This is a genomic window from Tenuibacillus multivorans (genome assembly GCF_900103915.1).
In the GTDB taxonomy this organism is placed as follows: Bacteria; Bacillota; Bacilli; order Bacillales; family Alkalibacillaceae; genus Tenuibacillus; species Tenuibacillus multivorans.
The window spans coordinates 186,987-207,452 of the sequence record NZ_FNIG01000001.1; the positions used below are offsets into that span (position 1 = coordinate 186,987).

General features: G+C 38.3%; 30 protein-coding genes. 14 read left to right on the forward strand and 16 right to left on the reverse strand.

The features are described from left to right. Window positions 1–16: 16 nt before the first annotated feature. Window positions 17–394: a GntR family transcriptional regulator gene (locus BLP77_RS00935; RefSeq protein ID WP_093855224.1), complete on the reverse strand. Its 378-nt coding sequence runs from the start codon at window positions 392–394 to the stop codon at window positions 17–19. Window positions 395–408: 14 nt separating this feature from the next. Beyond that, window positions 409–1,137, reverse strand: a complete 729-nt coding sequence (locus tag BLP77_RS00940; protein WP_093855225.1) for a hypothetical protein — start codon at window positions 1,135–1,137, stop codon at window positions 409–411. A 166-nt stretch (window positions 1,138–1,303) separates the two neighbouring features. Between BLP77_RS00940 and BLP77_RS00945 the strand changes: the two genes are divergently transcribed. Next, the gene (locus tag BLP77_RS00945) at window positions 1,304–1,822 is read left to right on the forward strand and encodes a hypothetical protein (RefSeq protein ID WP_093855226.1); all 519 of its coding nucleotides are present in this window, start codon (window positions 1,304–1,306) and stop codon (window positions 1,820–1,822) included. A 40-nt stretch (window positions 1,823–1,862) separates the two neighbouring features. On the opposite strand, the gene BLP77_RS00950 is transcribed toward BLP77_RS00945, so the two are convergent. Further along, window positions 1,863–2,630 carry a glycoside hydrolase domain-containing protein gene (locus tag BLP77_RS00950; protein WP_093855552.1) on the reverse strand — a complete coding sequence of 256 codons (768 nt, stop codon included), beginning with the start codon at window positions 2,628–2,630 and terminating at the stop codon, window positions 1,863–1,865. 158 nt (window positions 2,631–2,788) lie between these two features. On the opposite strand from BLP77_RS00950, the gene exaC reads away from it, so the two are divergent. Together exaC and BLP77_RS00960 are read left to right on the forward strand one after the other, a co-directional pair. Further along, window positions 2,789–4,309, forward strand: a complete 1,521-nt coding sequence (exaC, locus tag BLP77_RS00955) for an acetaldehyde dehydrogenase ExaC (protein WP_093855227.1) — start codon at window positions 2,789–2,791, stop codon at window positions 4,307–4,309. Window positions 4,310–4,370: 61 nt separating this feature from the next. Continuing rightward, the gene (locus BLP77_RS00960) at window positions 4,371–4,727 is read left to right on the forward strand and encodes a DUF779 domain-containing protein (protein ID WP_093855228.1); all 357 of its coding nucleotides are present in this window, start codon (window positions 4,371–4,373) and stop codon (window positions 4,725–4,727) included. Between the two features lie 160 nt (window positions 4,728–4,887). Here BLP77_RS00960 and BLP77_RS00965 read toward each other — a convergent pair whose 3' ends face one another. Both BLP77_RS00965 and BLP77_RS00970 read right to left on the reverse strand, forming a co-directional pair. After that, on the reverse strand, window positions 4,888–5,445 hold the full coding sequence (locus BLP77_RS00965) for a hypothetical protein (RefSeq protein ID WP_093855229.1): 558 nt from the start codon (window positions 5,443–5,445) through the stop codon (window positions 4,888–4,890). A gap of 18 nt (window positions 5,446–5,463) precedes the next feature. Further along, complete coding sequence (locus tag BLP77_RS00970) at window positions 5,464–5,886, reverse strand: nuclease-related domain-containing protein (protein ID WP_176752912.1); 423 nt, start codon at window positions 5,884–5,886, stop codon at window positions 5,464–5,466. A gap of 370 nt (window positions 5,887–6,256) precedes the next feature. On the opposite strand from BLP77_RS00970, the gene BLP77_RS00975 reads away from it, so the two are divergent. Further along, the gene (locus BLP77_RS00975; protein ID WP_093855231.1) at window positions 6,257–6,970 is read left to right on the forward strand and encodes a DsbA family oxidoreductase; all 714 of its coding nucleotides are present in this window, start codon (window positions 6,257–6,259) and stop codon (window positions 6,968–6,970) included. A 36-nt stretch (window positions 6,971–7,006) separates the two neighbouring features. Here BLP77_RS00975 and BLP77_RS00980 read toward each other — a convergent pair whose 3' ends face one another. The 4 genes from BLP77_RS00980 to BLP77_RS00995 form a co-directional block, all read right to left on the reverse strand. Then, complete coding sequence (locus BLP77_RS00980; RefSeq protein WP_176752913.1) at window positions 7,007–7,669, reverse strand: GDSL-type esterase/lipase family protein; 663 nt, start codon at window positions 7,667–7,669, stop codon at window positions 7,007–7,009. 131 nt (window positions 7,670–7,800) lie between these two features. Then, window positions 7,801–8,406 carry a hypothetical protein gene (locus BLP77_RS00985; protein ID WP_093855233.1) on the reverse strand — a complete coding sequence of 202 codons (606 nt, stop codon included), beginning with the start codon at window positions 8,404–8,406 and terminating at the stop codon, window positions 7,801–7,803. A 122-nt stretch (window positions 8,407–8,528) separates the two neighbouring features. Then, the gene (locus tag BLP77_RS00990; protein WP_093855234.1) at window positions 8,529–8,822 is read right to left on the reverse strand and encodes a DUF5316 domain-containing protein; all 294 of its coding nucleotides are present in this window, start codon (window positions 8,820–8,822) and stop codon (window positions 8,529–8,531) included. Window positions 8,823–8,833: 11 nt separating this feature from the next. Continuing rightward, a complete protein-coding gene (locus BLP77_RS00995) occupies window positions 8,834–9,697 on the reverse strand; it encodes a GNAT family N-acetyltransferase (RefSeq protein WP_093855235.1) in 864 nt (287 codons plus the stop codon). A 335-nt stretch (window positions 9,698–10,032) separates the two neighbouring features. Here BLP77_RS00995 and BLP77_RS01000 point away from each other — a divergent pair, with 335 nt between their 5' ends. The 4 genes from BLP77_RS01000 (at window position 10,033) to BLP77_RS01015 (ending at window position 13,073) form a co-directional block, all read left to right on the forward strand. Then, on the forward strand, window positions 10,033–10,557 hold the full coding sequence (locus tag BLP77_RS01000) for a GrpB family protein (protein WP_093855236.1): 525 nt from the start codon (window positions 10,033–10,035) through the stop codon (window positions 10,555–10,557). A 292-nt stretch (window positions 10,558–10,849) separates the two neighbouring features. Then, window positions 10,850–11,614: a transporter substrate-binding domain-containing protein gene (locus BLP77_RS01005; RefSeq protein ID WP_093855237.1), complete on the forward strand. Its 765-nt coding sequence runs from the start codon at window positions 10,850–10,852 to the stop codon at window positions 11,612–11,614. An 85-nt stretch (window positions 11,615–11,699) separates the two neighbouring features. Next, window positions 11,700–12,350, forward strand: a complete 651-nt coding sequence (locus BLP77_RS01010) for an amino acid ABC transporter permease (protein WP_093855238.1) — start codon at window positions 11,700–11,702, stop codon at window positions 12,348–12,350. Continuing rightward, window positions 12,351–13,073, forward strand: a complete 723-nt coding sequence (locus BLP77_RS01015) for an amino acid ABC transporter ATP-binding protein (protein ID WP_093855239.1) — start codon at window positions 12,351–12,353, stop codon at window positions 13,071–13,073. A gap of 35 nt (window positions 13,074–13,108) precedes the next feature. On the opposite strand, the gene BLP77_RS01020 is transcribed toward BLP77_RS01015, so the two are convergent. The 3 genes from BLP77_RS01020 to BLP77_RS01030 all read right to left on the reverse strand — a co-directional run bounded on the left by BLP77_RS01020 (window position 13,109) and on the right by BLP77_RS01030 (window position 14,175). Continuing rightward, complete coding sequence (locus tag BLP77_RS01020) at window positions 13,109–13,525, reverse strand: helix-hairpin-helix domain-containing protein (RefSeq protein WP_093855240.1); 417 nt, start codon at window positions 13,523–13,525, stop codon at window positions 13,109–13,111. A 117-nt stretch (window positions 13,526–13,642) separates the two neighbouring features. Beyond that, complete coding sequence (locus tag BLP77_RS01025) at window positions 13,643–13,987, reverse strand: GNAT family N-acetyltransferase (RefSeq protein ID WP_093855241.1); 345 nt, start codon at window positions 13,985–13,987, stop codon at window positions 13,643–13,645. Beyond that, window positions 13,984–14,175 carry a hypothetical protein gene (locus tag BLP77_RS01030; protein ID WP_093855242.1) on the reverse strand — a complete coding sequence of 64 codons (192 nt, stop codon included), beginning with the start codon at window positions 14,173–14,175 and terminating at the stop codon, window positions 13,984–13,986. The genes BLP77_RS01025 and BLP77_RS01030 overlap by 4 nt, the downstream gene beginning before the upstream one ends. A gap of 137 nt (window positions 14,176–14,312) precedes the next feature. On the opposite strand from BLP77_RS01030, the gene BLP77_RS01035 reads away from it, so the two are divergent. Beyond that, a complete protein-coding gene (locus BLP77_RS01035; protein WP_093855243.1) occupies window positions 14,313–14,819 on the forward strand; it encodes a GNAT family N-acetyltransferase in 507 nt (168 codons plus the stop codon). A gap of 39 nt (window positions 14,820–14,858) precedes the next feature. Here the strand turns inward: BLP77_RS01035 and BLP77_RS01040 are convergent, their stop codons facing one another. Next, window positions 14,859–15,947: a citrate synthase/methylcitrate synthase gene (locus BLP77_RS01040; protein ID WP_093855244.1), complete on the reverse strand. Its 1,089-nt coding sequence runs from the start codon at window positions 15,945–15,947 to the stop codon at window positions 14,859–14,861. Between the two features lie 109 nt (window positions 15,948–16,056). Here BLP77_RS01040 and BLP77_RS01045 point away from each other — a divergent pair, with 109 nt between their 5' ends. Genes BLP77_RS01045 through BLP77_RS01055 form a run of 3 tightly spaced genes read left to right on the forward strand, consistent with a single transcriptional unit; the run spans window position 16,057 to window position 17,887 of the window. Further along, a complete protein-coding gene (locus tag BLP77_RS01045; protein ID WP_093855245.1) occupies window positions 16,057–16,938 on the forward strand; it encodes a LysR family transcriptional regulator in 882 nt (293 codons plus the stop codon). A 14-nt stretch (window positions 16,939–16,952) separates the two neighbouring features. Then, window positions 16,953–17,438, forward strand: a complete 486-nt coding sequence (locus BLP77_RS01050; protein ID WP_245686769.1) for a GNAT family N-acetyltransferase — start codon at window positions 16,953–16,955, stop codon at window positions 17,436–17,438. Continuing rightward, window positions 17,438–17,887, forward strand: coding sequence for an NUDIX hydrolase (locus BLP77_RS01055; protein ID WP_093855247.1), 450 nt, complete (start codon window positions 17,438–17,440; stop codon window positions 17,885–17,887). Before BLP77_RS01050 ends, BLP77_RS01055 begins: the two co-directional genes overlap by 1 nt. A gap of 23 nt (window positions 17,888–17,910) precedes the next feature. Here the strand turns inward: BLP77_RS01055 and BLP77_RS01060 are convergent, their stop codons facing one another. Beyond that, window positions 17,911–18,273 carry a nuclear transport factor 2 family protein gene (locus BLP77_RS01060; RefSeq protein ID WP_093855248.1) on the reverse strand — a complete coding sequence of 121 codons (363 nt, stop codon included), beginning with the start codon at window positions 18,271–18,273 and terminating at the stop codon, window positions 17,911–17,913. Between the two features lie 133 nt (window positions 18,274–18,406). Between BLP77_RS01060 and BLP77_RS01065 the strand changes: the two genes are divergently transcribed. After that, entirely contained in the window at window positions 18,407–18,871 is a 465-nt protein-coding gene (locus BLP77_RS01065) for a GNAT family N-acetyltransferase (protein ID WP_093855249.1), read from the forward strand. Here BLP77_RS01065 and BLP77_RS01070 read toward each other — a convergent pair. Both BLP77_RS01070 and BLP77_RS16210 read right to left on the reverse strand, forming a co-directional pair. After that, window positions 18,846–19,109, reverse strand: a complete 264-nt coding sequence (locus BLP77_RS01070; protein WP_093855250.1) for a hypothetical protein — start codon at window positions 19,107–19,109, stop codon at window positions 18,846–18,848. The genes BLP77_RS01065 and BLP77_RS01070 overlap by 26 nt on opposite strands. Beyond that, window positions 19,102–19,380 carry a hypothetical protein gene (locus BLP77_RS16210; protein ID WP_093855251.1) on the reverse strand — a complete coding sequence of 93 codons (279 nt, stop codon included), beginning with the start codon at window positions 19,378–19,380 and terminating at the stop codon, window positions 19,102–19,104. Before BLP77_RS16210 ends, BLP77_RS01070 begins: the two co-directional genes overlap by 8 nt. 93 nt (window positions 19,381–19,473) lie before the next feature. Here BLP77_RS16210 and BLP77_RS01080 point away from each other — a divergent pair, with 93 nt between their 5' ends. Beyond that, the gene (locus BLP77_RS01080) at window positions 19,474–20,427 is read left to right on the forward strand and encodes an MBL fold metallo-hydrolase (protein ID WP_093855252.1); all 954 of its coding nucleotides are present in this window, start codon (window positions 19,474–19,476) and stop codon (window positions 20,425–20,427) included. Window positions 20,428–20,466 lie beyond the last annotated feature (39 nt).

A 20,466-nucleotide genomic window follows, 5' to 3' on the forward strand; every position in this document is an offset into this window, starting at 1 on the left:
CAATGGTTTCCCTCCTTTAAGTATCTAATAATGATAGAAATAGTTTTTTGATTTGTTGTTTGGAATAATTATGCTGATACGCTGTTTCAATCGCTTCAGATAATGCACGCGAAACAGAGTCTTGTTTAATCTCCTGTTTAATTGAAGGGTTCAAATCGGCTACAAACGTCCCCTTACCTTGTAATGTCTGGATAAAACCTTGATACTCAAGATTTTGATAGGCACGTCTGGTTGTAATGACACTCACCTCCAAATCCTTTGATAAGGCACGAATGGAAGGGAGTGATGTACCTGTTTGAAGCTGCCCGCTTGCAATTAACGCTTTGATTTGATTTTCAATCTGGTGGTAAATTGGCTCTCGTGACTGTTGCGAAATCTTAATTGGAAGCTCCATAAGCTAACTCCCCCCTATGTTAAAAAGTCGACTTTTTCAATTTTCCTTAATGCGGCTTTTAGCCAACCGATGACACTCGTTATCGCAACCACAATCGAAATAATCGCGGTTTGTACCGGCCACTTGTCAGCTAAATATGTTGTGAAATGGATAATGCCTTCGCCGTAAGTGATGTAAACCACAGCAAAAACCGTTGAAAAGATAATTAAAAACACGGCAGAATATACAATTATCCTTTCAGTGGTCACATTATGGTCCCCAAGATCCGAGGCTGGAAAAATGGCACCGAATGCGACACCAAAACTAACCCATAGAATGACAAAAGCGATGAACGAACTGACATCAAGAACACTTCTTAATTCCGGAGATAAATATAATAGACTCATGACAACTACTAAAAAAGGTATTAATTGCATTAGAAATATATAAAATCGGCTTTTAATTAATACTTCATTTTTGATCGGTAGCTGATGCATAAAAATAAACACTGGTGATACATATGTGTGCTCACTGACCTTTTCGTATTGAAAACCTTTTGGAATAGACCACATATAGCTATAACCAATTAAAATAATAAAAAAGACATCAATCCCCATATTGCTGTTATCAAAATAAGATTGAAATGAACTAATCATGATGAACAGAATCAAAAGGGTAGTAAATATTAAAAGTGTGATTCGTTTACTCCACGAACTTTTGAATTCAAATCGTGCTAATGCCCTAGCTTCCTTCCAGGTATTCATTCAATTTAACCTCCTTACTAACTGTTATTCTGTTTATATCTATATACACAGTATATACAGTGTGTATATTTAAAGTCAATTATATTTTCAAATAAGTTTTATACAATTACCAAAACTTTCTTGAAATTGGGTTATAATATTCCCATAACAAAGGGAGGTAGAAGTTATGAAAAGAGAAATTCGTTTATCCGAAAAATTGTTATTATCCGGTTTGAGTTTTATTCTATTATTTATGATTGTCCAGGACTGGGTATCTTTGGGGCCATTAAATGACATACAAGCCATTTCAGAAGAACAAACGGTCGGAGAATTAGTAACCGTAACGTTAATCGGCGTTAGCCAGATCTTATTAATCATGGGGTTTGTCATATTTTTTATGGGTAAAAGGTACCCGATCTGGGTGAAGTTATGGTTAGTGATTCACCAATCGTCAATATTTGTAGGAGCACTTTTTGCGTGGTGGATTCCATATCTGACGGGGTATGGAGCAGAGGGGCGTGTGGAAAGATATGAAAGAATGTTCGGTGATACGCATTCATTTCTCCCTGAGATGAATGGACTTGTCCCAAATACGTTACATACGATTTTTCATGTAACACTGCTTTTCTGTATCCTTATGACTGTGTATATCTTTATAACAGAAAAACGAAATAGAAAGCATATTGAGGTTAGTCAAGTTTCATAAGGACGAAAATTAAGGAGTGGGGTGACCACTCCTTAATCGCTTACCAGAGAAAATCAATCAATTCACTCTTAAATAGATTCGTATCAATATTACACGTGTCGGCGTCAATCGCGTATTGCCAACCGTATGCCATCGCATTGTCAGGGGCTTGTGGTTGATAGTCAGGAGCATTTTCTTTCGTTGTCACTTCCAATTGAGGGTAGGCTGACCATACAATCGTATTTTGCTGCACGTCATTTTTCATATCCTGATAGGCTGCATCGAGTTCACTTTCGCCATCAAAGACGCCGTAGATACCCGGGTAGTAAGCTGATTCAGCTAATTGGTCATACCAACCTTCTATAAAGACTGAATCAACGGGGTAACTTGGTTCAATATCAACAAATAATGCGACACCCTCAGGCACACCTAAGTTTTTAGCGTATTGAATCGCCTGTTTAGCATGCTCGATACCATGATCATAGCCGACAGCTTCATTCACGTGATTATAGATGAGTAGAATGCTAATGTCATTTTGATGAAGATAGTCAACCTCATTAGAATCAAGCCCAACGGAAACATCTTCGCGGTCACCTAAATAACGTCCCCAAACTTCTGGTTCCCCAAAATTTTGCGTCACACAAGCGTACATATTTTCATCGGTGTAACTAGCCGAGTCTACACCCCATATGATTTCACTTTGATTTGAAGTGTCGGAATCTTCATCATCTCCGTTTCCAAAAGCAGTGTATAAGATGAGAGGGATAGCAAAAAGGGCAATAATCGCTATAATCGTGAAAATTTCATATACCCAATTTGATCTCCACATAAAGGACAAAAACCCTCCTTTCATTCCTGTTGCCACCTTATTGAATGAGAGGGGTTTTTGTGTGGGCTTTTTCCTAACATATTATTCCGCTCAAAAGCATATATTTTATTGACAATTGGACAAGTCATCTGGTCAAAAATCTTAAGGGAGGAATGATGATGACGTATGCATTTCCCAACACAGATGGTGCAGTCATAAATTTTAAAGGTCGTTATGAAAACTATATTAATGGAAAGTGGAGACCGCCTGTAAATGGGCAATATTTTGAGAATGTGACACCCATTACGGGTAAAGCATTCTGTGAGGTACCGCGCTCGACTAAGGAGGATATAGAACTGGCATTAGACGCGGCACATGCAGCGAAGGATGAGTGGCGTAAGACCTCGGTTGCCGAACGAGCTAACATGTTAAATAAAATAGCAGACCGTATTGAAGAAAATCTAGAGATGCTTGCCGTAGCCGAAAGCTGGGAAAATGGTAAAGCGGTTCGCGAAACATTAAATGCGGACTTGCCATTAGCTGTTGATCACTTCCGCTATTTTGCAGGTGCGATCCGTGCCCAAGAAGGATCTATTGGAGAAATCAACCACGATACAGTCGCGTATCATTTTCACGAACCCATTGGGGTAGTGGGTCAAATTATTCCGTGGAACTTTCCGATTTTAATGGCGACTTGGAAGCTAGCGCCAGCTTTAGCGACAGGTAACTGCGTCGTGCTTAAACCTGCCGAACAAACACCTTCTTCCATTTTAGTTTTAATGGAGTTGATTGAAGACCTAATCCCGGCCGGCGTCCTCAATATCGTCAATGGTTTAGGCCTTGAAACCGGTAAACCACTCGCACAAAATCCACGCGTTGACAAAGTTGCCTTTACCGGTGAAACAACAACTGGACGCTTGATCATGCAATATGCTTCACAATCTTTAATTCCAGTCACTCTTGAGCTTGGTGGAAAATCGCCAAACATATTCTTTAGAGATGTCATGGATGAAGATGACGACTTTTTAGATAAGGCAATTGAAGGCCTGGTCATGTTTGCGCTAAACCAGGGAGAAGTTTGCACATGTCCGTCACGCGCGTTGATTCATGAAGATATTTATGACGAATTTATGGAGCGCGCTATTGAGCGAGTTAAAGCCATTTCTACAGATAACCCACTTAATCCGAATACGATGATGGGAGCGCAGGCTTCCAATGAGCAGCTTGAGAAAATTTTATCTTATCTCGATATTGGAAAACAAGAAGGAGCGGAATGCCTCATCGGTGGGGAACGTAATATGAAAGACGGTGACTTCGCGGATGGCTATTACGTAAAACCGACCATCTTTAAAGGCCATAACAAAATGCGCATTTTCCAAGAAGAAATTTTCGGCCCCGTATTGGCAGTCACAACATTTAAAAATGACGCCGAAGCACTCGAGATTGCGAACGACACCCTGTATGGTCTAGGTGCAGGCGTTTGGACACGCAATATCAATAAAGCCTATCGCTTCGGACGGGGCATTCAGGCTGGACGTGTTTGGACGAACTGCTACCATGACTACCCGGCACATGCCGCATTCGGTGGTTATAAAATGTCCGGTTTCGGTCGTGAAAACCACAAGATGATGCTCAGTCACTACCAGCAAACGAAAAACATGCTCGTTAACTACAGCCCACAAAAATTAGGTTTCTTCTAGGTTATCAAGAAAAACTTGCATGAATATAATGTAGTAATATTTTTGAAAGGTGAGTGCTACCATGGTTGAACGTGTCACAGCGACTGACACCACGTTGGAACTGATTGAATTACTGAGAAACAAACACGGCCCGATCATCTTTCATCAGTCAGGTGGTTGCTGTGATGGCAGCTCACCGATGTGCTATCCGGAAGGCGACCTGATGATCGGTGACCAAGATGTGTATTTAGGAGAAATCGGTGGTGCACCATTTTACATCCACCGAAACCAATTTGAGTACTGGAAACACACCCAGCTGATTATTGATGTTGTCGATGGCCGCGGCGGCATGTTCTCGCTCGAAGGAGTCGAGGGCAAACGATTCCTTACCCGATCCCGTGCATTCTCTGATAAAGAATATCGTGAATTACAAAAATGATTAAACGCCTCGCGCTTTGGTGCGCAAGGCGTTTTTCATTTAGTTTCCGATTGGTTTTTGTATTAATTCGCTCGGCATGGGGTTCCAGGTGCTCGGCAATAAGATTCTAATTGATTAATACTGGCTCAATTTACTTTCAACTAGAGAAAAACGTCCTGTTTTAAAAGAATTCTTCTAGGTATTCATAATGAGTATTGTGTTTATAATTTAGACTGTAAAGATTTTCACCATGTTTTAGTTTACCCAATATTTGAACACCACTTGTCGCCCCCAACACCTTCCTCGTCGAGCTCCCCGACTCGATTCCAAGCCACCACATCGCGCTACTTGTCGAAATCGTATCGCCTATTAGTAAAAAGTGGTCCCTTAGGGCGTATTCATGTGCGTAGCGTGCACGTTTTCCACAATTTAAGCATCGCCACCAACCGTTATAGCGGATCATACCTAACTGTTTACAGTTCATGCACATCGTACCAGAGGATAGATGACTAGCTTCTATTCCTGTTCTCCCTGCAATATTTGGAATTAAAGGGGTATGCTCCTTTTTCATGATTCCCTCTAAACCATGCATTTGCCTCAGAGTCAAAATGTCATTATTAAAATGATTTTCAAGCTGGTCCACTCGCTCAGATAATTTGTGGGCACGAATGATACGTGTTTCGTTAGATGGAACTTTTAAATTGGCAGCCGGGTGAGTAAATACAACAAGGTGCCTCAATGGAATATTAAAAAAACCTTATTCCATCAACCAATCTTGTAATAACAGAGACTGCGTTCCTACCTGGGAGATTGGGTCTTTAAAAACGTCCTCTCGGCCATCTTTCACCCTTGTCATCTGTCCTGTTACAGGGTCAATCGAAATAATTCCATCCATATTCTTGACTTCAACTAGTAGGAAAAATCTTGGGTTCATAATCAAGGAATCAATTTGAAAGGCTTTGCCAAGGTGGTATAATCGAAGGCCATTGACAACAGAAAAGCGGTTCTGTTGGGAGAAATTCAAATGATATTGGAGCGTTTTTTCGCCATAAAAGCCACTATAATAAGCTGATTTCTGATTCTGAACTTTAGAATAATATGGAGATTGTTTAGGAAGTCGGTTAAGGAGCGCTGTACAAATCAAAAGACCAATCGGAATTTCGAATGCTTTGACAACCAATAGAACATCACCTCTTGAATGGAGAATAAAGGGGGGTTGTGTGGACCATAGTAATTTTATTAAAATACAAACTGTTTATAGTGTCAAATCTTTTGACAATTTTCAAAAAATACACGTAAACTATGAATATGATTTTTAAAAATGAGGTGATCGCGGTGAATATTGTGCTATATGTATTGGCCATAATAGTTCTTGTTATAGCCGCAACCCTTCTTTACAAATGGATGCATAACTTGTTTGAGGTACGAAAAAAAGAGCTGAACATTAATGAGGATAAATCCCGTCACGTTAATAGTAAGTAAGCATTTCAATTGATTTTGAATTAATTTTATACAATAATTGCACTGAAAATGATTGTGGAGGTTAAAACATGAATGTTGAAATTTGGTCAGATGTCGTTTGTCCCTTTTGCTATATTGGAAGAAGACGTCTGGAACAAGCGATGAACCAGTTTGAACATGATGATAAAGTATCATTAACATATAAAAGCTATCAATTAGATCCAAATGCGGAGAAGGATCCAGGCTATGATATTCATGAAATGTTAGCGACCAAGTACGGTGTGCCGTATGAAGAAGGTAAGAAAATGAATGATCGTATGGCCGAGCAGGCAAAAGAAGTCGGCCTTGAGTTTAACTTAGATCAAGTGATCCCAACGAATACTGAAGACGCACATCGATTAAGTCACTACGCAAATGAACACGGAAAAATGTATGCATTGATGGAAAACATGATGCGAGCTTACTTCACAGATGGTCAAAACGTTGGTGACCATAACGTATTAGCTGACCTTGCTGAAGAGGTCGGCCTGAATAGAGAAGAGGCTTTAGAAGTCCTCAAAACAAGTAAACATAAGCGCGAAGTTGCGAATAACCAACAAGAAGCGATGCAAATCGGCGTTCAAGGTGTTCCATTTTTCGTTTTTAATGAAAAATACGCTGTTTTCGGTGCACAGCCAACAGATGTTTTTCTTGAAGTGTTAGAAAAGGTTTATGAAGAAGAAAAAAGTGAACCAAAAATTCAAGTTCTTAATGGAAAGAAATCCCAAACAGAATATTGTGATGATGATTCATGTTCGACGTAAAAATAAATTCCCCAGGTCAGCTGGGGAATTTATTTTTTAATACTCCTTCTCTTTAAAAATAGCACGTTCTAAAGGTCCATATCCAGTCTGAACGGTCGCTTCTGAAATGACCTCGTAACCGTATTTATTTGGATGAAGTCCCCCAAACGATAACAAATGATCACCAGCGTAAATAAAATAAGGGTATATATCGACAAACGCGATATGATCATCAGAAAAGGATAATAAAATATCGTTAAAACGTTGCACCCAAAAATCACTATAAGAAAGTTTAGGAAATGGATTATAGAGGCCGATTAGGCGGATGATATATGGGGTCGGATACATCGATTTAAGAAACTGAATTTCTGCTAAAATGGCCATCATATTTTGGTAAAACTGTAACGATGCTTCATTAAAGACGTTTGGATTATAGGTTTTGGCAAAAATCTTATTAGCTCGTAGAAGATCGTTACCACCTATTGTAATCGTTATAATATTGGCAGTCATCAGTCGTGATTGCACTCGATCATCCTGTATTAGATACAACAAATCGTCGCTCGTTAATTTATTTTTTGCAAAAACTTCAGTTCGAACAGGGTGATTGAGTACTTCTACGGTTCGCTGAGCATAACGATTGACGTAGCCTTTAGATAAATAATTTCCAATTCCGACCGTTAATGAGTCACCGATTGCCTTATATATGATCAAATCATTCATCATTTCCCTCCCAAAACAACCATTTAGTGAGTAGATATCAAACAAGCCTCACTACATATTTCAAACAAAAAAGCTGTCTCTTATCATTAAATGTAAGAGACAGCGAGAGGGAATGGGTATTTACCACGTCTTTAGAAAAAGAATGGGAAGAAAATTCGTGACAAGTTAAAGAAAGGATAACGATAACGTCTAAATCGACGGAATCGTCTAGGGTATCCACCATAACCGTAACCAGGTCCGTAACCGTATCCATATCCGGGTCCGTCAATTCGATTATCATCCATATCGCCATAAGGAACGATTAAGGTTACCCCATCGTCGTCAAACTCATCAATAATCCCGTCGAACATTTGCCCATCAATTGTGACGACTTGCACAAGGTGAAGATGGTGATTTTTACACATATCATGCATATGTTTTTTATGCATCTCAGGCTTCATCTGCTTAGGTTCCTGCATCTGCCCAGCCAACATACCAAATGGATTCATATTCGGTTGCATGTTTGGCCCCATATTTGGTTTCATCTGCGGTTTCAATTGCGGTTGAATATTTGGAAGCATGTTAGGTTGCATGTTGGGCTGTATATTCGGCTGCATATTCGGCTGCATATTCGGCTGCATATTCGGCGGCATGTTGTGATGCATGTTTGGTGGCATATTCGGGTGCATGTTAGGCTCTACATTCGGCTGCATATTGGGTTGTTGCATCTCAGGTTGCATTTGATCTTGATGACTCATTTTAAATACCTCCTTATTCTTTCATCCATAACATATTCTTCAAATGGGCAAACGTGCTTAATAGAAAAGCCTATTTCAGTAGCCAAAAAAAGACGAAACCTGTAACGATTTCGCCTTTTCCCTTAGAGTGCTAGAATGACTAAGATAATTAAAAATGCTAGGTTTGGTGCACCAAGTAATAATAATTTTTTCATTGATTGATTTTTGGCAATTCGATCTTTCTGACTTTCCGTATGATAGTTCGCACGATTCCGGTCGCCACTAACAAACGCTCCAGTCATAAAGCCTGCCATAAACAATGGACCTAAACCAGCTATAGCAATAATGATCAATGACAACTCCCAATTATTTGTAAGATAACCGATAAGGGAGGCTACTGCAGTAACGACCAAACCAATTCCGAAGTACTTAAACATATCAATCCTCCTTAATATTCATACGAACAATTCAGCATCGTCGTTTCAAAGCCTAACTTTTTGTAAAGCTTCTGAGCACCGATGTTATCGTGGTCTACAGCTAAAAAAACATCAGAATTGCCCACTTTAAAAGAAACATTTAACACATAATGGATTAAATCCGTAGCAATACCTTGCCGCCGCCCCTCTGGGAAAACTGCGACATCCTCTAATCGGACAAAATCGGTATCCTTTAAATCGTGCCACATTACGGCACCCATTAATGTTCCATCTTTTTCAATGTAAGCTACATCCATTCCAAATTCATTTACATAATGATTTAGACGATCCTTAGCATTTTTCCACTGAAGCGCCTTTTCAAATAATTGGGCTACAGGCTTTATCATTTTATCTGATAGTAGTTCGATTGAATGTTTTAGCTTTACTTGATTGATATGGTTTAAGTCGAAAGACATTTCATATTGTTCATGAGTTAATGTCCAGCCAAGCTTTTGAAGAATGGCATTCGTCGTTTTATTCTCAGTTGGCAAATTAATAAATAACTCATCAAATGTCGATTCTTTCATAACTTCTTCTAAAGCCTGTTTTATATTATTTTGATTATGTTTTGCTTCAGTCAAGACTGGCCCTATGATGGTAGCATCCTCATCACCCGGTTCATACAAGAAACCAGTAAATCCAACAGCACCATTGGAATCTTCTATGATTAACACGGAATCTTCCAATGTATTGTCATGCTCTTTTATTTCGGCTAATAATTCATCTAAATCCATTACTCTCGGATACCCAATCCACTGATGCTTATTTTGCCAGCTTAATTGGCACAGTTTATTTAAAAATGGAATGTCGAGTTTAGTTGCTTTTCTTATGTTCATGATTTGCCTTCCAGAAATTAATTTTCCAGATAATTAACAATATTGTATAATGTTTTAAGTTGATAGGCAAATAGTGAAAGGGTGGGACTACATATCGATTCCTAATCGTATTCATATCATAGGGTCAGTTGGTAGCTGACAATTGAAGAAACAAGTAAGCCGAGGATTATGAAATCGTTAAATCAATATCAAGATTCTTAACGATAACAAAACATTTAAGTTATAGATCTTAATTTTACAATTATATTATACCATATATTTGAAGGAATTTTCAGTCTATTATTCTCTTTCATTACCTATTAAGATAGAGAGATACTACGGTATTGGAGGGTTAAATGTTAGGTTTAAACAAAGGTGAAGTCAAACTGGTTCCACACAACCCAGAATGGACTGAACTGTTCCAACAAGAAAAACAACTCCTAAATTCGTTGATTGGTGATGTTGCGGTTGCAATCGAACATATTGGAAGTACTGCCATCAAAGGGATTAAAGCCAAGCCAATCATTGATATGATGGTAGGGTTGAAGCAACTGGATAACGCTAGAGACTTGGATATGAGAAGGATGAGTGAAGGGGCTTATTATCGCTTACAAAGACAAACGGTGGAAGGGAAAGTAATATTTGCTAAGTTTCCCGAATTAGATTCTGGTCGATCTACAAAATCGCATTATCTACATGTCGTTGAATATGAGGGTTATTGGTGGAAGGCTCACCTCAAGTTCAGAGATCGACTTAATGATAATCCCAACCTAGCTAAGGAATATGAAGCACTCAAGATTAAAAATGCGGAAAAATACAAAGATGATGCCTTTACTTATATAGAAGCGAAGGAATGGTTTGTTAACATGGTAATACAATAAAATAATTCTATTTTAGAGTGACGAGCATAGGTTGTATTAAAGGTGATTTCGTAATGAAATCACCTTTTTTATAACCTTTTCTCCAACTTAATGACTAGAGAGGGGGATTTGCAAGAAATTAGAGTATTATAGATTATTTTTAAGTTATTGTATAATTCGCGGAGTTCTGGTACTTATAACACCGTCAAATGTCAGATAATTTATAATAATATTGAAAAATCTGAATTTAAAAACACCTGACGTCATGAGACAATTAAATAGGTAAGAAAAATTCGTAGGGGGATATAATCGAATGAAGAAATTATTTATTATGTTAACTGCAATGATTGCTTTAGGAATCCTTGTAGCATGTGGGACAAGCGGAAGTGATGGAGATAATACTTACACAGTAGCGACAGATGCAAACTTCCAGCCTTTTGAGTATAAAAATCCAGACACTGGTGAGATGGAAGGTTTCGATATTGAGTTAATTGAAGCAATTGCAGAAGATCAAGGCTTTGAGGTAGAGTTCGAAACAATGGATTTTGATGGTTTACTTGCTTCAATGAGGTCGGGTAAACACGATATTGGTATTGCTGGTATTTCGATTAAAGAAGACCGTAAAGAATTCATAGACTTCTCGGATCCATACTATGATTCTGGATTAATTTTAGCTGTTCCGATTGATTCTGACATTGAGTCTATTGACGATGTTGCAGGCTTAAATGTAGGGGCGCGTCAAGGTTCAACAAGTGAAGATTTTCTGTTAAATAACACGGATGCTGAGGTAACAGCTTACCCGGAAATCGTAACAGCTTATATGAATCTTGAACGTGGTCGTTTAGATGCTGTTCTATATGATTTACCTAACGTTCAATATTACATTAAGGAAGAAGCGTCAGACAGTCTTAAAACAGTTGGAGATGTAATGGAAGGTCAGCCTTATGGTATCGCACTACCAAAAGATTCAAATCCGGAACTTTTAGAATCAATTAATGAAGGCCTAAAAACAATTAAGGAAAATGGAACATACGATGAAATTTATGAAAAGTGGTTTGGTGAGGCACCACCACAATAAACTATAAACTACCATGAAAATCTAGAAATCAAGCGTAACAAGTACTTTGCTTGTTACGCTATTTTTCAAGGAGAGATAAATTAGAATGATAGACTACTTAATGGACTCGGCTTATGTCAAATCATTACCCTACCTATGGGAAGGGATTCAGCTTACTTTATACATCACAATAGTTGGACTGTTTTTGGGGTTTATTATGGGAGCAATCGCAGGTTTAGGAAGACTATCAAAAGTATCTATTCTACGTTGGATCAGTACGGTTTACGTAGAAGTGGTAAGAGGCACACCAATCCTAGCACAGGTATTATTTATCTACTATGGATTAACAGCAATTAATATTGGAGAAATCACCGCTGCTATTATCGCTATCACAATGAATGCAGGTGCCTATATTGCTGAAATTGTTAGAGGAGCTGTTTATTCCATTGATAAGGGGCAAGGCGAGGCAGGTCGTGCGATTGGGTTAACAGAAAGACAGACGATGCGTTACATTATTTGGCCGCAAGCCTTCAAACGTATGATTCCACCTCTAGGTAACCAATTTATTATTAGTTTAAAAGACACATCATTATTTTCAGTTATTGCTGTTGGTGAAGTTTTATATATGGCAAAACAATATTACAATACTACTTTTGAGATTTTTGAAACATTAATCATGGTATGTATTTTCTATTTAATTATTACGATTCCAACATCAATTATCTTGCGTAGGGTAGAAAGGAAGCTTGATGTATAAATGATAAAAGTTAGAGATTTACACAAATCGTTTGGTGATCTAGAGGTATTAAAAGGAATCGATGCTCAAGTAAATGAGCAAGAAGTGGTCTGTGTCATCGGTCCATCAGGTTCAGGTAAAAGTACGTTTTTACGTTGTTTGAATCTATTAGAAGAAGTGACATCAGGGGAAGTCATCATTGATGGCGATGTCATCACGGACTCTAGAGTTGACATCAATGAAATACGATCACAAGTCGGAATGGTTTTTCAGCACTTTAATCTGTTTCCTCATAAAACAGTTTTAGAAAATATTACACTTGGTCCGATTAAAGTTAAAGGTATGTATGAAGAACAAGCCAAAGATGTGGCAATTCCATTATTAGAGAAGGTTGGATTGTCCGATAAAGCGGATGCTTATCCAGATAGTCTCTCAGGTGGTCAAAAACAGCGGGTGGCGATTGCTCGTTCACTAGCCATGAATCCAAAGGTGATGTTGTTTGATGAGCCAACTTCTGCATTAGATCCAGAGTTAGTTGGTGACGTGCTTCAGGTTATGAAGGACCTAGCAGAAGAAGGGATGACCATGGTTGTGGTGACACATGAGATGGGCTTTGCTAAGGAAGTCGGTGATCGGGTACTTTTTATGGATGAAGGTATTATTATGGAAGAAGGCAATCCAAAGCAAATCTTTGATAACCCACAAAACCCACGTACACAATCATTCCTAAGTAAAATCCTATAAAAAGAAAGGCAATCTCAAACTAATGGAGATTGCCTTTACATATTTTCTTGGCGATAAGCTTTTCGTTCTTCAGTAAAATCATACCACAGCTTTTCACTTCCAGGATAATTGGCATGATGGATAACACATCGAATTTGATCCTCCACACATGGATCAATCGATTCACCAACAATCCTTTCAAATCGGTCAAATAATTGGGCTGGGTCTTCATCCCTGATTTCATTTAACGAATATATGTTGAGATAATGAACAAAATTATATGCCATACGATAGCCAATTGATGGGATTCGTTGAAACGTAGCAAGGCCAATAACATATCTCGCGCGCTCAAAGGTGCATTGAATAGCCTTTGATAGTTCAATCGGTGAAATGAGATGCATATCTTTTAACATAATTTTCGCATCACGTAGCTTTTGACGCTCTTCATCCTGTAAATCTAATTTTACAGACATAAATATTCACCTCTTAATAACATTATAGGAAAGCTTAAGGGTTTTAGTTCCAATATACCCTTAATAGTTCAAAATTAATATTAAAAACTCACTAAACATCTTGTTATGTACCCTTTGTTAGTTTAATCTTTTACCCATAATTACCTGCAGATGGTCTGCCGTTATGATCGGGGCATTCGTTTTAATCATGTCCCATCCTTTTTGCTTGTATAAATTAATCGCTGGAAGGTTATCGATATGAGTTGTTAAGATAGATGTCTGATGGGTTAGGTTGGATAAGAGTTCATTGTGTAATTGCCCGCCTATTCCTTGGCGCTTATAACTTGAATCAACAGCTAGCTCAACAAATTCAAAACAATGGCCCAACCAAGTGTTTCTTTCATCTACTGATAGTTGTTGTTCTATTTTTTGACGATAAAACTGCTGAGGTAGACTGGTATAACCATAGGTAAAACCAACTATTTTCTCATCCTTGACGGCTTTAGTCCTTTAAAACCTTCATAATTGGAATGCTTCTTTATATTTTCAATAGCTTGATTTAAATCACTGGATGAAAAATTTCCTCCAATAAATGACGTACAATATAACCGTCCGATCGATTCAATTTCTGGGTCTTGTTCGTTTAATGCACTAATCTTTATGTTATTCATTTGTACTCAACCTCAAATGTGACGACTCGATTCATACACAAACCTCCCCCTAAACTATAAAGATTCGACAAGCGTGTGAAATTTCCTTTATTTTTCAGTAGAATTAAATAGAGCTAAATGGAAAAAGGAGTTATAAAATGGAAATACAAACTAATAGACTCATACTTAGGCCATATCAAAAGAATGATGTTGAGTTTTTGACTTCACTTTTGTCGAATCAGGAGGTCGTTCGCTATATTGGTGACGGGTCCATAAAAGATAAAGAAGAAATCGAAAACTTCTATAGCTGGATACAACGTACATATCAACAGAATTCAGACTATGGACTAAAAGTCATTTGTTTAAAAGAAACAGGTGAGCGGGTTGGACATGCTGGATTAGTTCCACAAAGGATTGAAGGTGAAGGCGAGCTAGAAGTGGGCTATTGGATTGCACGTGAACATTGGGGAAAAGGTTATGCTACAGAGATTGCGAAAGAGCTCGTAAAGTATGGTCTATACGATTTAGGTGAAAGGCGTCTAATTGCGCTTATTCAACCTGATAATAGGGGATCCCTTAATGTCGCTAAAAAAATAGGTATGTATTTAGATAAACAAATCAAACTTAAGGGACAAAACGTCAATGTGTATGCAACTGAAGATTAAAAGTTATAATAAAAAATTCCGCCCTTGAGCGGAATTTTATTAATGATTAAACACAGGTCCAACATATTCGGCTTTCGGACGGAAAATCACATTATCGGACAGCTGCTCCATCACATGGGCGGACCATCCGACAACACGGCTAGCTGTAAAGGTTGCGGTAAACAAATTAGCGTCTATCTCTAATTCATTCATCACTGCGGCAGCATAATATTCCACGTTGGTATATAAGCCTCGACCGGGTTTGAGTTCTTCAAGAACGCTAATGGCGATTTCTTCGACTATTAATGCTAAATCAAACCAGTCATCATCCTGTTTATTTTGTTGTAAAACGTCCTTTAAAGCTATCGCACGAGGGTCCATCGTTTTATAAACACGGTGACCAAATCCCATAAGCTTTTCACCTTGTTGTACTTTTTCTTGGATCATGGATCGGATGTCATGGGTTTGAACGGCTTCATTCAATAGTTCGAGCACTCCTGTTGGCGCTCCGCCGTGAAGCGGTCCTTTCATCGTGCCAATGGCTGATGTAATAGCTGATGCGAGGTCGGATTTAGTAGACACGGTCACTCTCGCAGAAAAAGTTGATGCATTTAATCCGTGTTCCATCGTTAATATCATATACGTTTCTAGTGCGCGGACGTGTTCCAGTTTCGGTTCCTGACCGGTGACCATGTAATAATAGTAGGCGACATGGTCAAGGTCGTCTCGAATTTCTGGAAAAAGCTTGCCACTCACTATATGCAATCGATAAGCGATTATCCCTGGAACGAGTGTGGTAATTTTGATCGCATCCTTAACTCGGGGTTCATCAAAAGAACTAAGCTCAACGGTTGAAATCACACTACGTAATACATCCAGCATATCTAAGCTTTCCGGTAACTGTTCAATGATATGCTTCATGTAGTTGGGAAGTTGGCGACTTGATTTAAATTGGCCCTTGATATGATCTAACTGCCTTTCTGTAGGAAGCTCCCCATACCATAATAAATATGCCACTTCTTCAAAAGAACAATCTTTAGCTAATGCTTTCGCATCATAACCTCTATAAACAAGCTGTCCTTGTTCCCCATCAATCATACTTATTTTTGTTTCCGTGCAAACAATACCTTTAAGACCTTTATGAATCATAACCATCCCTCCAAACATTGTCTACTTTTAGTATATGAGGTATGATTGATTAATAACATTAAATATTTTTAAAGTAATTGATTAACAAATATAATCAGAGGTGTTCTCAATGGAACTTTCCTGGATGAAAACGTTCGTTAAGGTTGCAGAACTGGGCAATTTTCGTAAAGCTTCAGAATCCCTTTACGTTTCACAGCCTACGGTTACCGTCCATATCAAAGCTTTAGAAAAAGAGTTAGGCGTTACTTTGTTTAAACGGGGGAAACGTTTTGTAAGGTTGACCGAAGAAGGCCGTATTTATCTTCCGCATGCTAAACAGCTATTAGACATGCACCAGTTAGGTTTAGAAAACATCCAATCGTTTGCTCAAGGTTATAGAAAAAAGCTCCGACTAGCCATTTCACCTTTAATTGCGGATACAATCATGCCTTTTGTATTGAACAACTATTTGGAACAAAACCCCGAAGTCGAAATTTCAATCGAAATTATGGAGTCGGCACAAATCGAACGAGCGGTATCAGATGAGGTTGTCGATATCGGGTTTACATTATTAGAAAGCCGCCAAGACCAACTTCAAAAGACGAAACTATACGAAGACCAAGTCGTATTTTGCGTTCCACACGACGGATTGGATGCTGAAACAGCCCCAGCCTTAGATCCGATTAACCTCCTAGAAGAAAACTATTTACTTACACACAATCATCCCGTTTACTGGGGTGCATTATTAAATGAGATCAAAACCAAATTTCCAAAAACGAAAACAATGAGGGTTTCACAAAATCACATTACGAAGCGGTTTATTTTAAGCGGCTTCGGTGTTTCGTTTTTACCGAAGTCAACCATTCGTAGAGAATTGCTAGAAGGAAGGATTTTGCAGGTAGATATGCCGAATATAACATTACCCAAGGTGAATACCTATGCCTTAACAAAATACCAGCATTCACTGGAAACAGAATTCATAGACTTTGTGTCAGGTTATCAATTTCAATGATGGGTGTGAATGATATGGAAACAGTTCGATGTCAGTTGAACAGACTTGAAGAAAAAGATTTGGATGAAGTATTTCGATTATTTTCAAATGAAAGAGTGCGTCAATATCTTGGCGGAACAATAGATGAACAAGCTTTTCGAGGAAAGTTTCAAGCCTTGCTGACGGACGAAACTTCATGGTACTGGGTTGTTCGGTTGAAACACCACAATGATTTTATCGGACTAGTTTCTCTGGATAAACACCATGATCAGGTTAGTACGGAAGTGTCTTATCAACTTTTGCCCGAAGCATGGGGACAGGGTGTGGCAACAGAAGTTATTCAGAAAATGATCAATTATGCATTTGAAGAGCTATCAATCGCTCGTTTAGTGGCTGAGACTCAATCAGCTAACTTAGCATCATGTCGACTACTGGAGAAGGTCGGAATGAAGCTTGAACAAACAGTTGAAAGGTTCGGAGCTGAACAAAAAATATATAAAATAGATGGGAATGAAAAGTGATGGGATACGTTAAGGACTTAAGAAATCTAGTCGGAAACAGACCCTTAATTGTTGTAGGCGCTAGTGTGATCGTTCTAAACCAAGATAAACAACTATTACTTCATTTGCGTAAGGATAATCAATGTTGGGGGCTACCAGGTGGTTCAATGGAGCTTGGTGAATCACTCGAGGAGGTCGCAACACGAGAGATGATAGAAGAGACAGGATTAACACCGAAAAAACTTAAACTTTTAGATATTTTTTCCGGTGAAGAACAGTACTACAAGCTTCCACACGGTGATGAACTGTATAATGTGACAGCCAATTATATATGTACAGAATACACTGGGGAATTAAAAATCGATGATAATGAGAGTGAAGGCTTGCAATTTTTCGATATTAATGAGCTGCCTGATAGACTAAATCCACCTGATATTCCCGTTATTCATCAATTTTTAACACTTAATTAAAAATCCCGCCATGGCGGGATTCCCTACTTCATCTCAATAACATAAGACGTCAATTCTTTAATTTTCCCTGACTTAAAGCTGTTTAGCTTGTACACATCACAATAGCCGTACTTCTTATCTTCGCCTTCATCCGTCGTAAACGTAATCACACCGTTGACGGATGCGGTAATGCCATGAGTAATGGTGTGGTGAATTGTTAGCTTAAAACTATCGTTAGATTCCATTCCGCTAAGCGCCTCTCTTAGCGTTTCTTTTCCCTCGATGATATCATCACCAACCATCTCCCACTGTACATCATCAGTCACGCTATCTAATATAAAGTCACGATCACCTGTCATAAATGCCTGATTAAATCTCTCGAAAAACTTTTGCTTTTCAGTCGCCATATACAAACTCCTTTCAACACCGTTTTAACTACTATTAATAGCATAACAGAATTTTAAAGAAAATTTGATTCTAAGAAGGTTTTTGAGTATGGTAAGCGAAATGAATGATTAATCTTTAAAAGGGGAATTTTCGATGAATTTTTTGCCGATTGATTTAACTAAACATAAAGCCAAGGCTATTGCGTTTCGGCGTGATTCCTTTATCGTAAGCTTTGGAACTGATGATGGCTTTGGTGATCCTGATGGCTATATTCAGTGGCTTGCACAGAACCAAGAAAAATTCCCAGACGGTTTTGTTATGGTCGAAGAAGACGAGGTGTTAATCGGACAACTCGAGTTATCTATTCGGGAATACAAAGGAGAAGAAATAGGGTATGTTCATTTGTTTTACCTTGTTCCAGAAAAACGAGGGCAAGGGATTGGAATTAAGCTTGATGAGTACGCTCGTAAATTTTTCGGAAAACATCAAGTTGCCGAATTTCACTTAAGAGTAGCGCCAAGCAATGATCAAGCATTATCTTTTTATAAGAAGTTAGGTATGAAAGTAATCGGACCTGAATTCGATGGGAAGGTCATACGTATGAAAGGGAAGGTTTAGTATTTTTTTCTTTTCTTAACTCTTTTATTAAAGTACTCTTTAGAAACACCAAGATTTGCTGTTTTAGGATTCTTTTAAATAATGGAGGTTTAATTTCTCCTGAACTTTTCGATACTCTAACACGCATAATTTCACCGTTAGGCAGTGTTTTTTCATAAATATCATCACGACTACCATAACGCACAAACCTATATCCTTCGTTTATTAAAAATCTACGTAAGTCTTTCCATTTAGGCATCGATCAGTTGTATAACACCATGAAGGTCATCCTGAATAAGGGTTTGAAGGATAATAGGTAAGTGCTGGCTACGGTTATTTGCATGGTAGTATCGTTTAAAATCATGATAATAATCCTCGGCGTATTCTTTCAATTGAATAGCTAATCTATTTTTTAGTTGGTCTATTGAATTGCCATTATCTATTAAATCCGGTATTTCTACTAGAGAACCAGAGACAGAACCATCATCTTGAGGAGGGAGTCTTCTCGCCAGGAATGATAAAATGTACATTATGTACGTTAATAAAAATTAACATTCCCATAAGAAGGTTATTTCCATCAAAAATCGAAAATATAAATAGAGAGTACTTACAAGGAGGTTACTATGTCACAGCCAAAAGCATTAGGAAACCAAATAACATTAATTGATTTGTATGATTTAAAGATGCCAGAGAGAACCGGGTCATATATTCTGCATGCCGAAGAATTAACGATTGTTGAAACAAGTGCAAGTCCGTCAGTTCCGTACTTGTTAGAAGGCTTAAAAAATTTAAATATTGATCCTAAAGACGTTAAGCATATCATTGTTACACATATTCACCTAGATCATGCGGGTGGAGTAGGTCTTTTACTAGAAAGCTGCCCGAATGCGACTGTTTATGTCCATCCAAAAGGAAAACGTCACCTAGCCGATCCGAGTAAATTAATTGCTGGGGCACGTGCAGTCTACGGTGAGCAATTTGATGAGTTGTTTGACCCTATTGTTCCTGTACCTGAAGACCGTTTAATTGAAATGAATGAAGGGGATTCCTTAAAAATTGATGAAGATCGCGTCCTAACCTTTTACGATTCCCCAGGCCATGCGAAACATCATTTTAGTATTCACGATTCCTTAAGTAACGGCATATTTACGGGTGATACGATTGGCGTTTATTACCCTCAGGCTGAAGGGTTAAATTTTGTACTGCCCTCAACATCACCGAATCAATTCGATCCAGATGCAATGTTGAACTCTTTAGAAAAAATCGAAAGCCTAAACGTTGACCAAATATACTTTGGACATTACGGACGTTCTCGAGATCCTGAACATGTTTATGAACAAATTAGATTTTGGTTACCTCGTTTTGTGGAAGTGGGGGAAAAGGTGTTTGAAGAAAAACCTGACACTTCATTTGAAGAAAAAAGTGTTGCTGTAACTGAAGGGTTGAAAAATATCGTAACCACGCATTTAGTCGAACAAAACATCCCAAGCAACCATATCATTTATAATTACCTAGATCTCGATATGAAGGTTTGTGCTATGGGGATTGTGGATTATTTAGGTAAAAAGGAAGGCTAGATTTTTCAAAGTAAGAATGATTGGTTTTAATACTTAGGT

Coding starts and splice junctions, on each gene's coding strand:
- BLP77_RS00935 (WP_093855224.1), bottom strand. CDS start 394: ATGGAGCTTCCAATTAAGATTTCGCAACAGTCACGAGAGCCAATTTAC.
- BLP77_RS00940 (WP_093855225.1), bottom strand. CDS start 1,137: ATGAATACCTGGAAGGAAGCTAGGGCATTAGCACGATTTGAATTCAAA.
- BLP77_RS00945 (WP_093855226.1), top strand. CDS start 1,304: ATGAAAAGAGAAATTCGTTTATCCGAAAAATTGTTATTATCCGGTTTG.
- BLP77_RS00950 (WP_093855552.1), bottom strand. CDS start 2,630: ATGTGGAGATCAAATTGGGTATATGAAATTTTCACGATTATAGCGATT.
- exaC (WP_093855227.1), top strand. CDS start 2,789: ATGACGTATGCATTTCCCAACACAGATGGTGCAGTCATAAATTTTAAA.
- BLP77_RS00960 (WP_093855228.1), top strand. CDS start 4,371: ATGGTTGAACGTGTCACAGCGACTGACACCACGTTGGAACTGATTGAA.
- BLP77_RS00975 (WP_093855231.1), top strand. CDS start 6,257: ATGAATGTTGAAATTTGGTCAGATGTCGTTTGTCCCTTTTGCTATATT.
- BLP77_RS00980 (WP_176752913.1), bottom strand. CDS start 7,669: ATGAATGATTTGATCATATATAAGGCAATCGGTGACTCATTAACGGTC.
- BLP77_RS00985 (WP_093855233.1), bottom strand. CDS start 8,406: ATGAGTCATCAAGATCAAATGCAACCTGAGATGCAACAACCCAATATG.
- BLP77_RS00990 (WP_093855234.1), bottom strand. CDS start 8,822: ATGTTTAAGTACTTCGGAATTGGTTTGGTCGTTACTGCAGTAGCCTCC.
- BLP77_RS00995 (WP_093855235.1), bottom strand. CDS start 9,697: ATGAACATAAGAAAAGCAACTAAACTCGACATTCCATTTTTAAATAAA.
- BLP77_RS01000 (WP_093855236.1), top strand. CDS start 10,033: ATGTTAGGTTTAAACAAAGGTGAAGTCAAACTGGTTCCACACAACCCA.
- BLP77_RS01005 (WP_093855237.1), top strand. CDS start 10,850: ATGAAGAAATTATTTATTATGTTAACTGCAATGATTGCTTTAGGAATC.
- BLP77_RS01010 (WP_093855238.1), top strand. CDS start 11,700: ATGATAGACTACTTAATGGACTCGGCTTATGTCAAATCATTACCCTAC.
- BLP77_RS01015 (WP_093855239.1), top strand. CDS start 12,351: ATGATAAAAGTTAGAGATTTACACAAATCGTTTGGTGATCTAGAGGTA.
- BLP77_RS01020 (WP_093855240.1), bottom strand. CDS start 13,525: ATGTCTGTAAAATTAGATTTACAGGATGAAGAGCGTCAAAAGCTACGT.
- BLP77_RS01030 (WP_093855242.1), bottom strand. CDS start 14,175: ATGAATAACATAAAGATTAGTGCATTAAACGAACAAGACCCAGAAATT.
- BLP77_RS01035 (WP_093855243.1), top strand. CDS start 14,313: ATGGAAATACAAACTAATAGACTCATACTTAGGCCATATCAAAAGAAT.
- BLP77_RS01040 (WP_093855244.1), bottom strand. CDS start 15,947: ATGATTCATAAAGGTCTTAAAGGTATTGTTTGCACGGAAACAAAAATA.
- BLP77_RS01045 (WP_093855245.1), top strand. CDS start 16,057: ATGGAACTTTCCTGGATGAAAACGTTCGTTAAGGTTGCAGAACTGGGC.
- BLP77_RS01050 (WP_245686769.1), top strand. CDS start 16,953: ATGGAAACAGTTCGATGTCAGTTGAACAGACTTGAAGAAAAAGATTTG.
- BLP77_RS01055 (WP_093855247.1), top strand. CDS start 17,438: ATGGGATACGTTAAGGACTTAAGAAATCTAGTCGGAAACAGACCCTTA.
- BLP77_RS01060 (WP_093855248.1), bottom strand. CDS start 18,273: ATGGCGACTGAAAAGCAAAAGTTTTTCGAGAGATTTAATCAGGCATTT.
- BLP77_RS01065 (WP_093855249.1), top strand. CDS start 18,407: ATGAATTTTTTGCCGATTGATTTAACTAAACATAAAGCCAAGGCTATT.
- BLP77_RS01070 (WP_093855250.1), bottom strand. CDS start 19,109: ATGCCTAAATGGAAAGACTTACGTAGATTTTTAATAAACGAAGGATAT.
- BLP77_RS16210 (WP_093855251.1), bottom strand. CDS start 19,380: ATGTACATTTTATCATTCCTGGCGAGAAGACTCCCTCCTCAAGATGAT.
- BLP77_RS01080 (WP_093855252.1), top strand. CDS start 19,474: ATGTCACAGCCAAAAGCATTAGGAAACCAAATAACATTAATTGATTTG.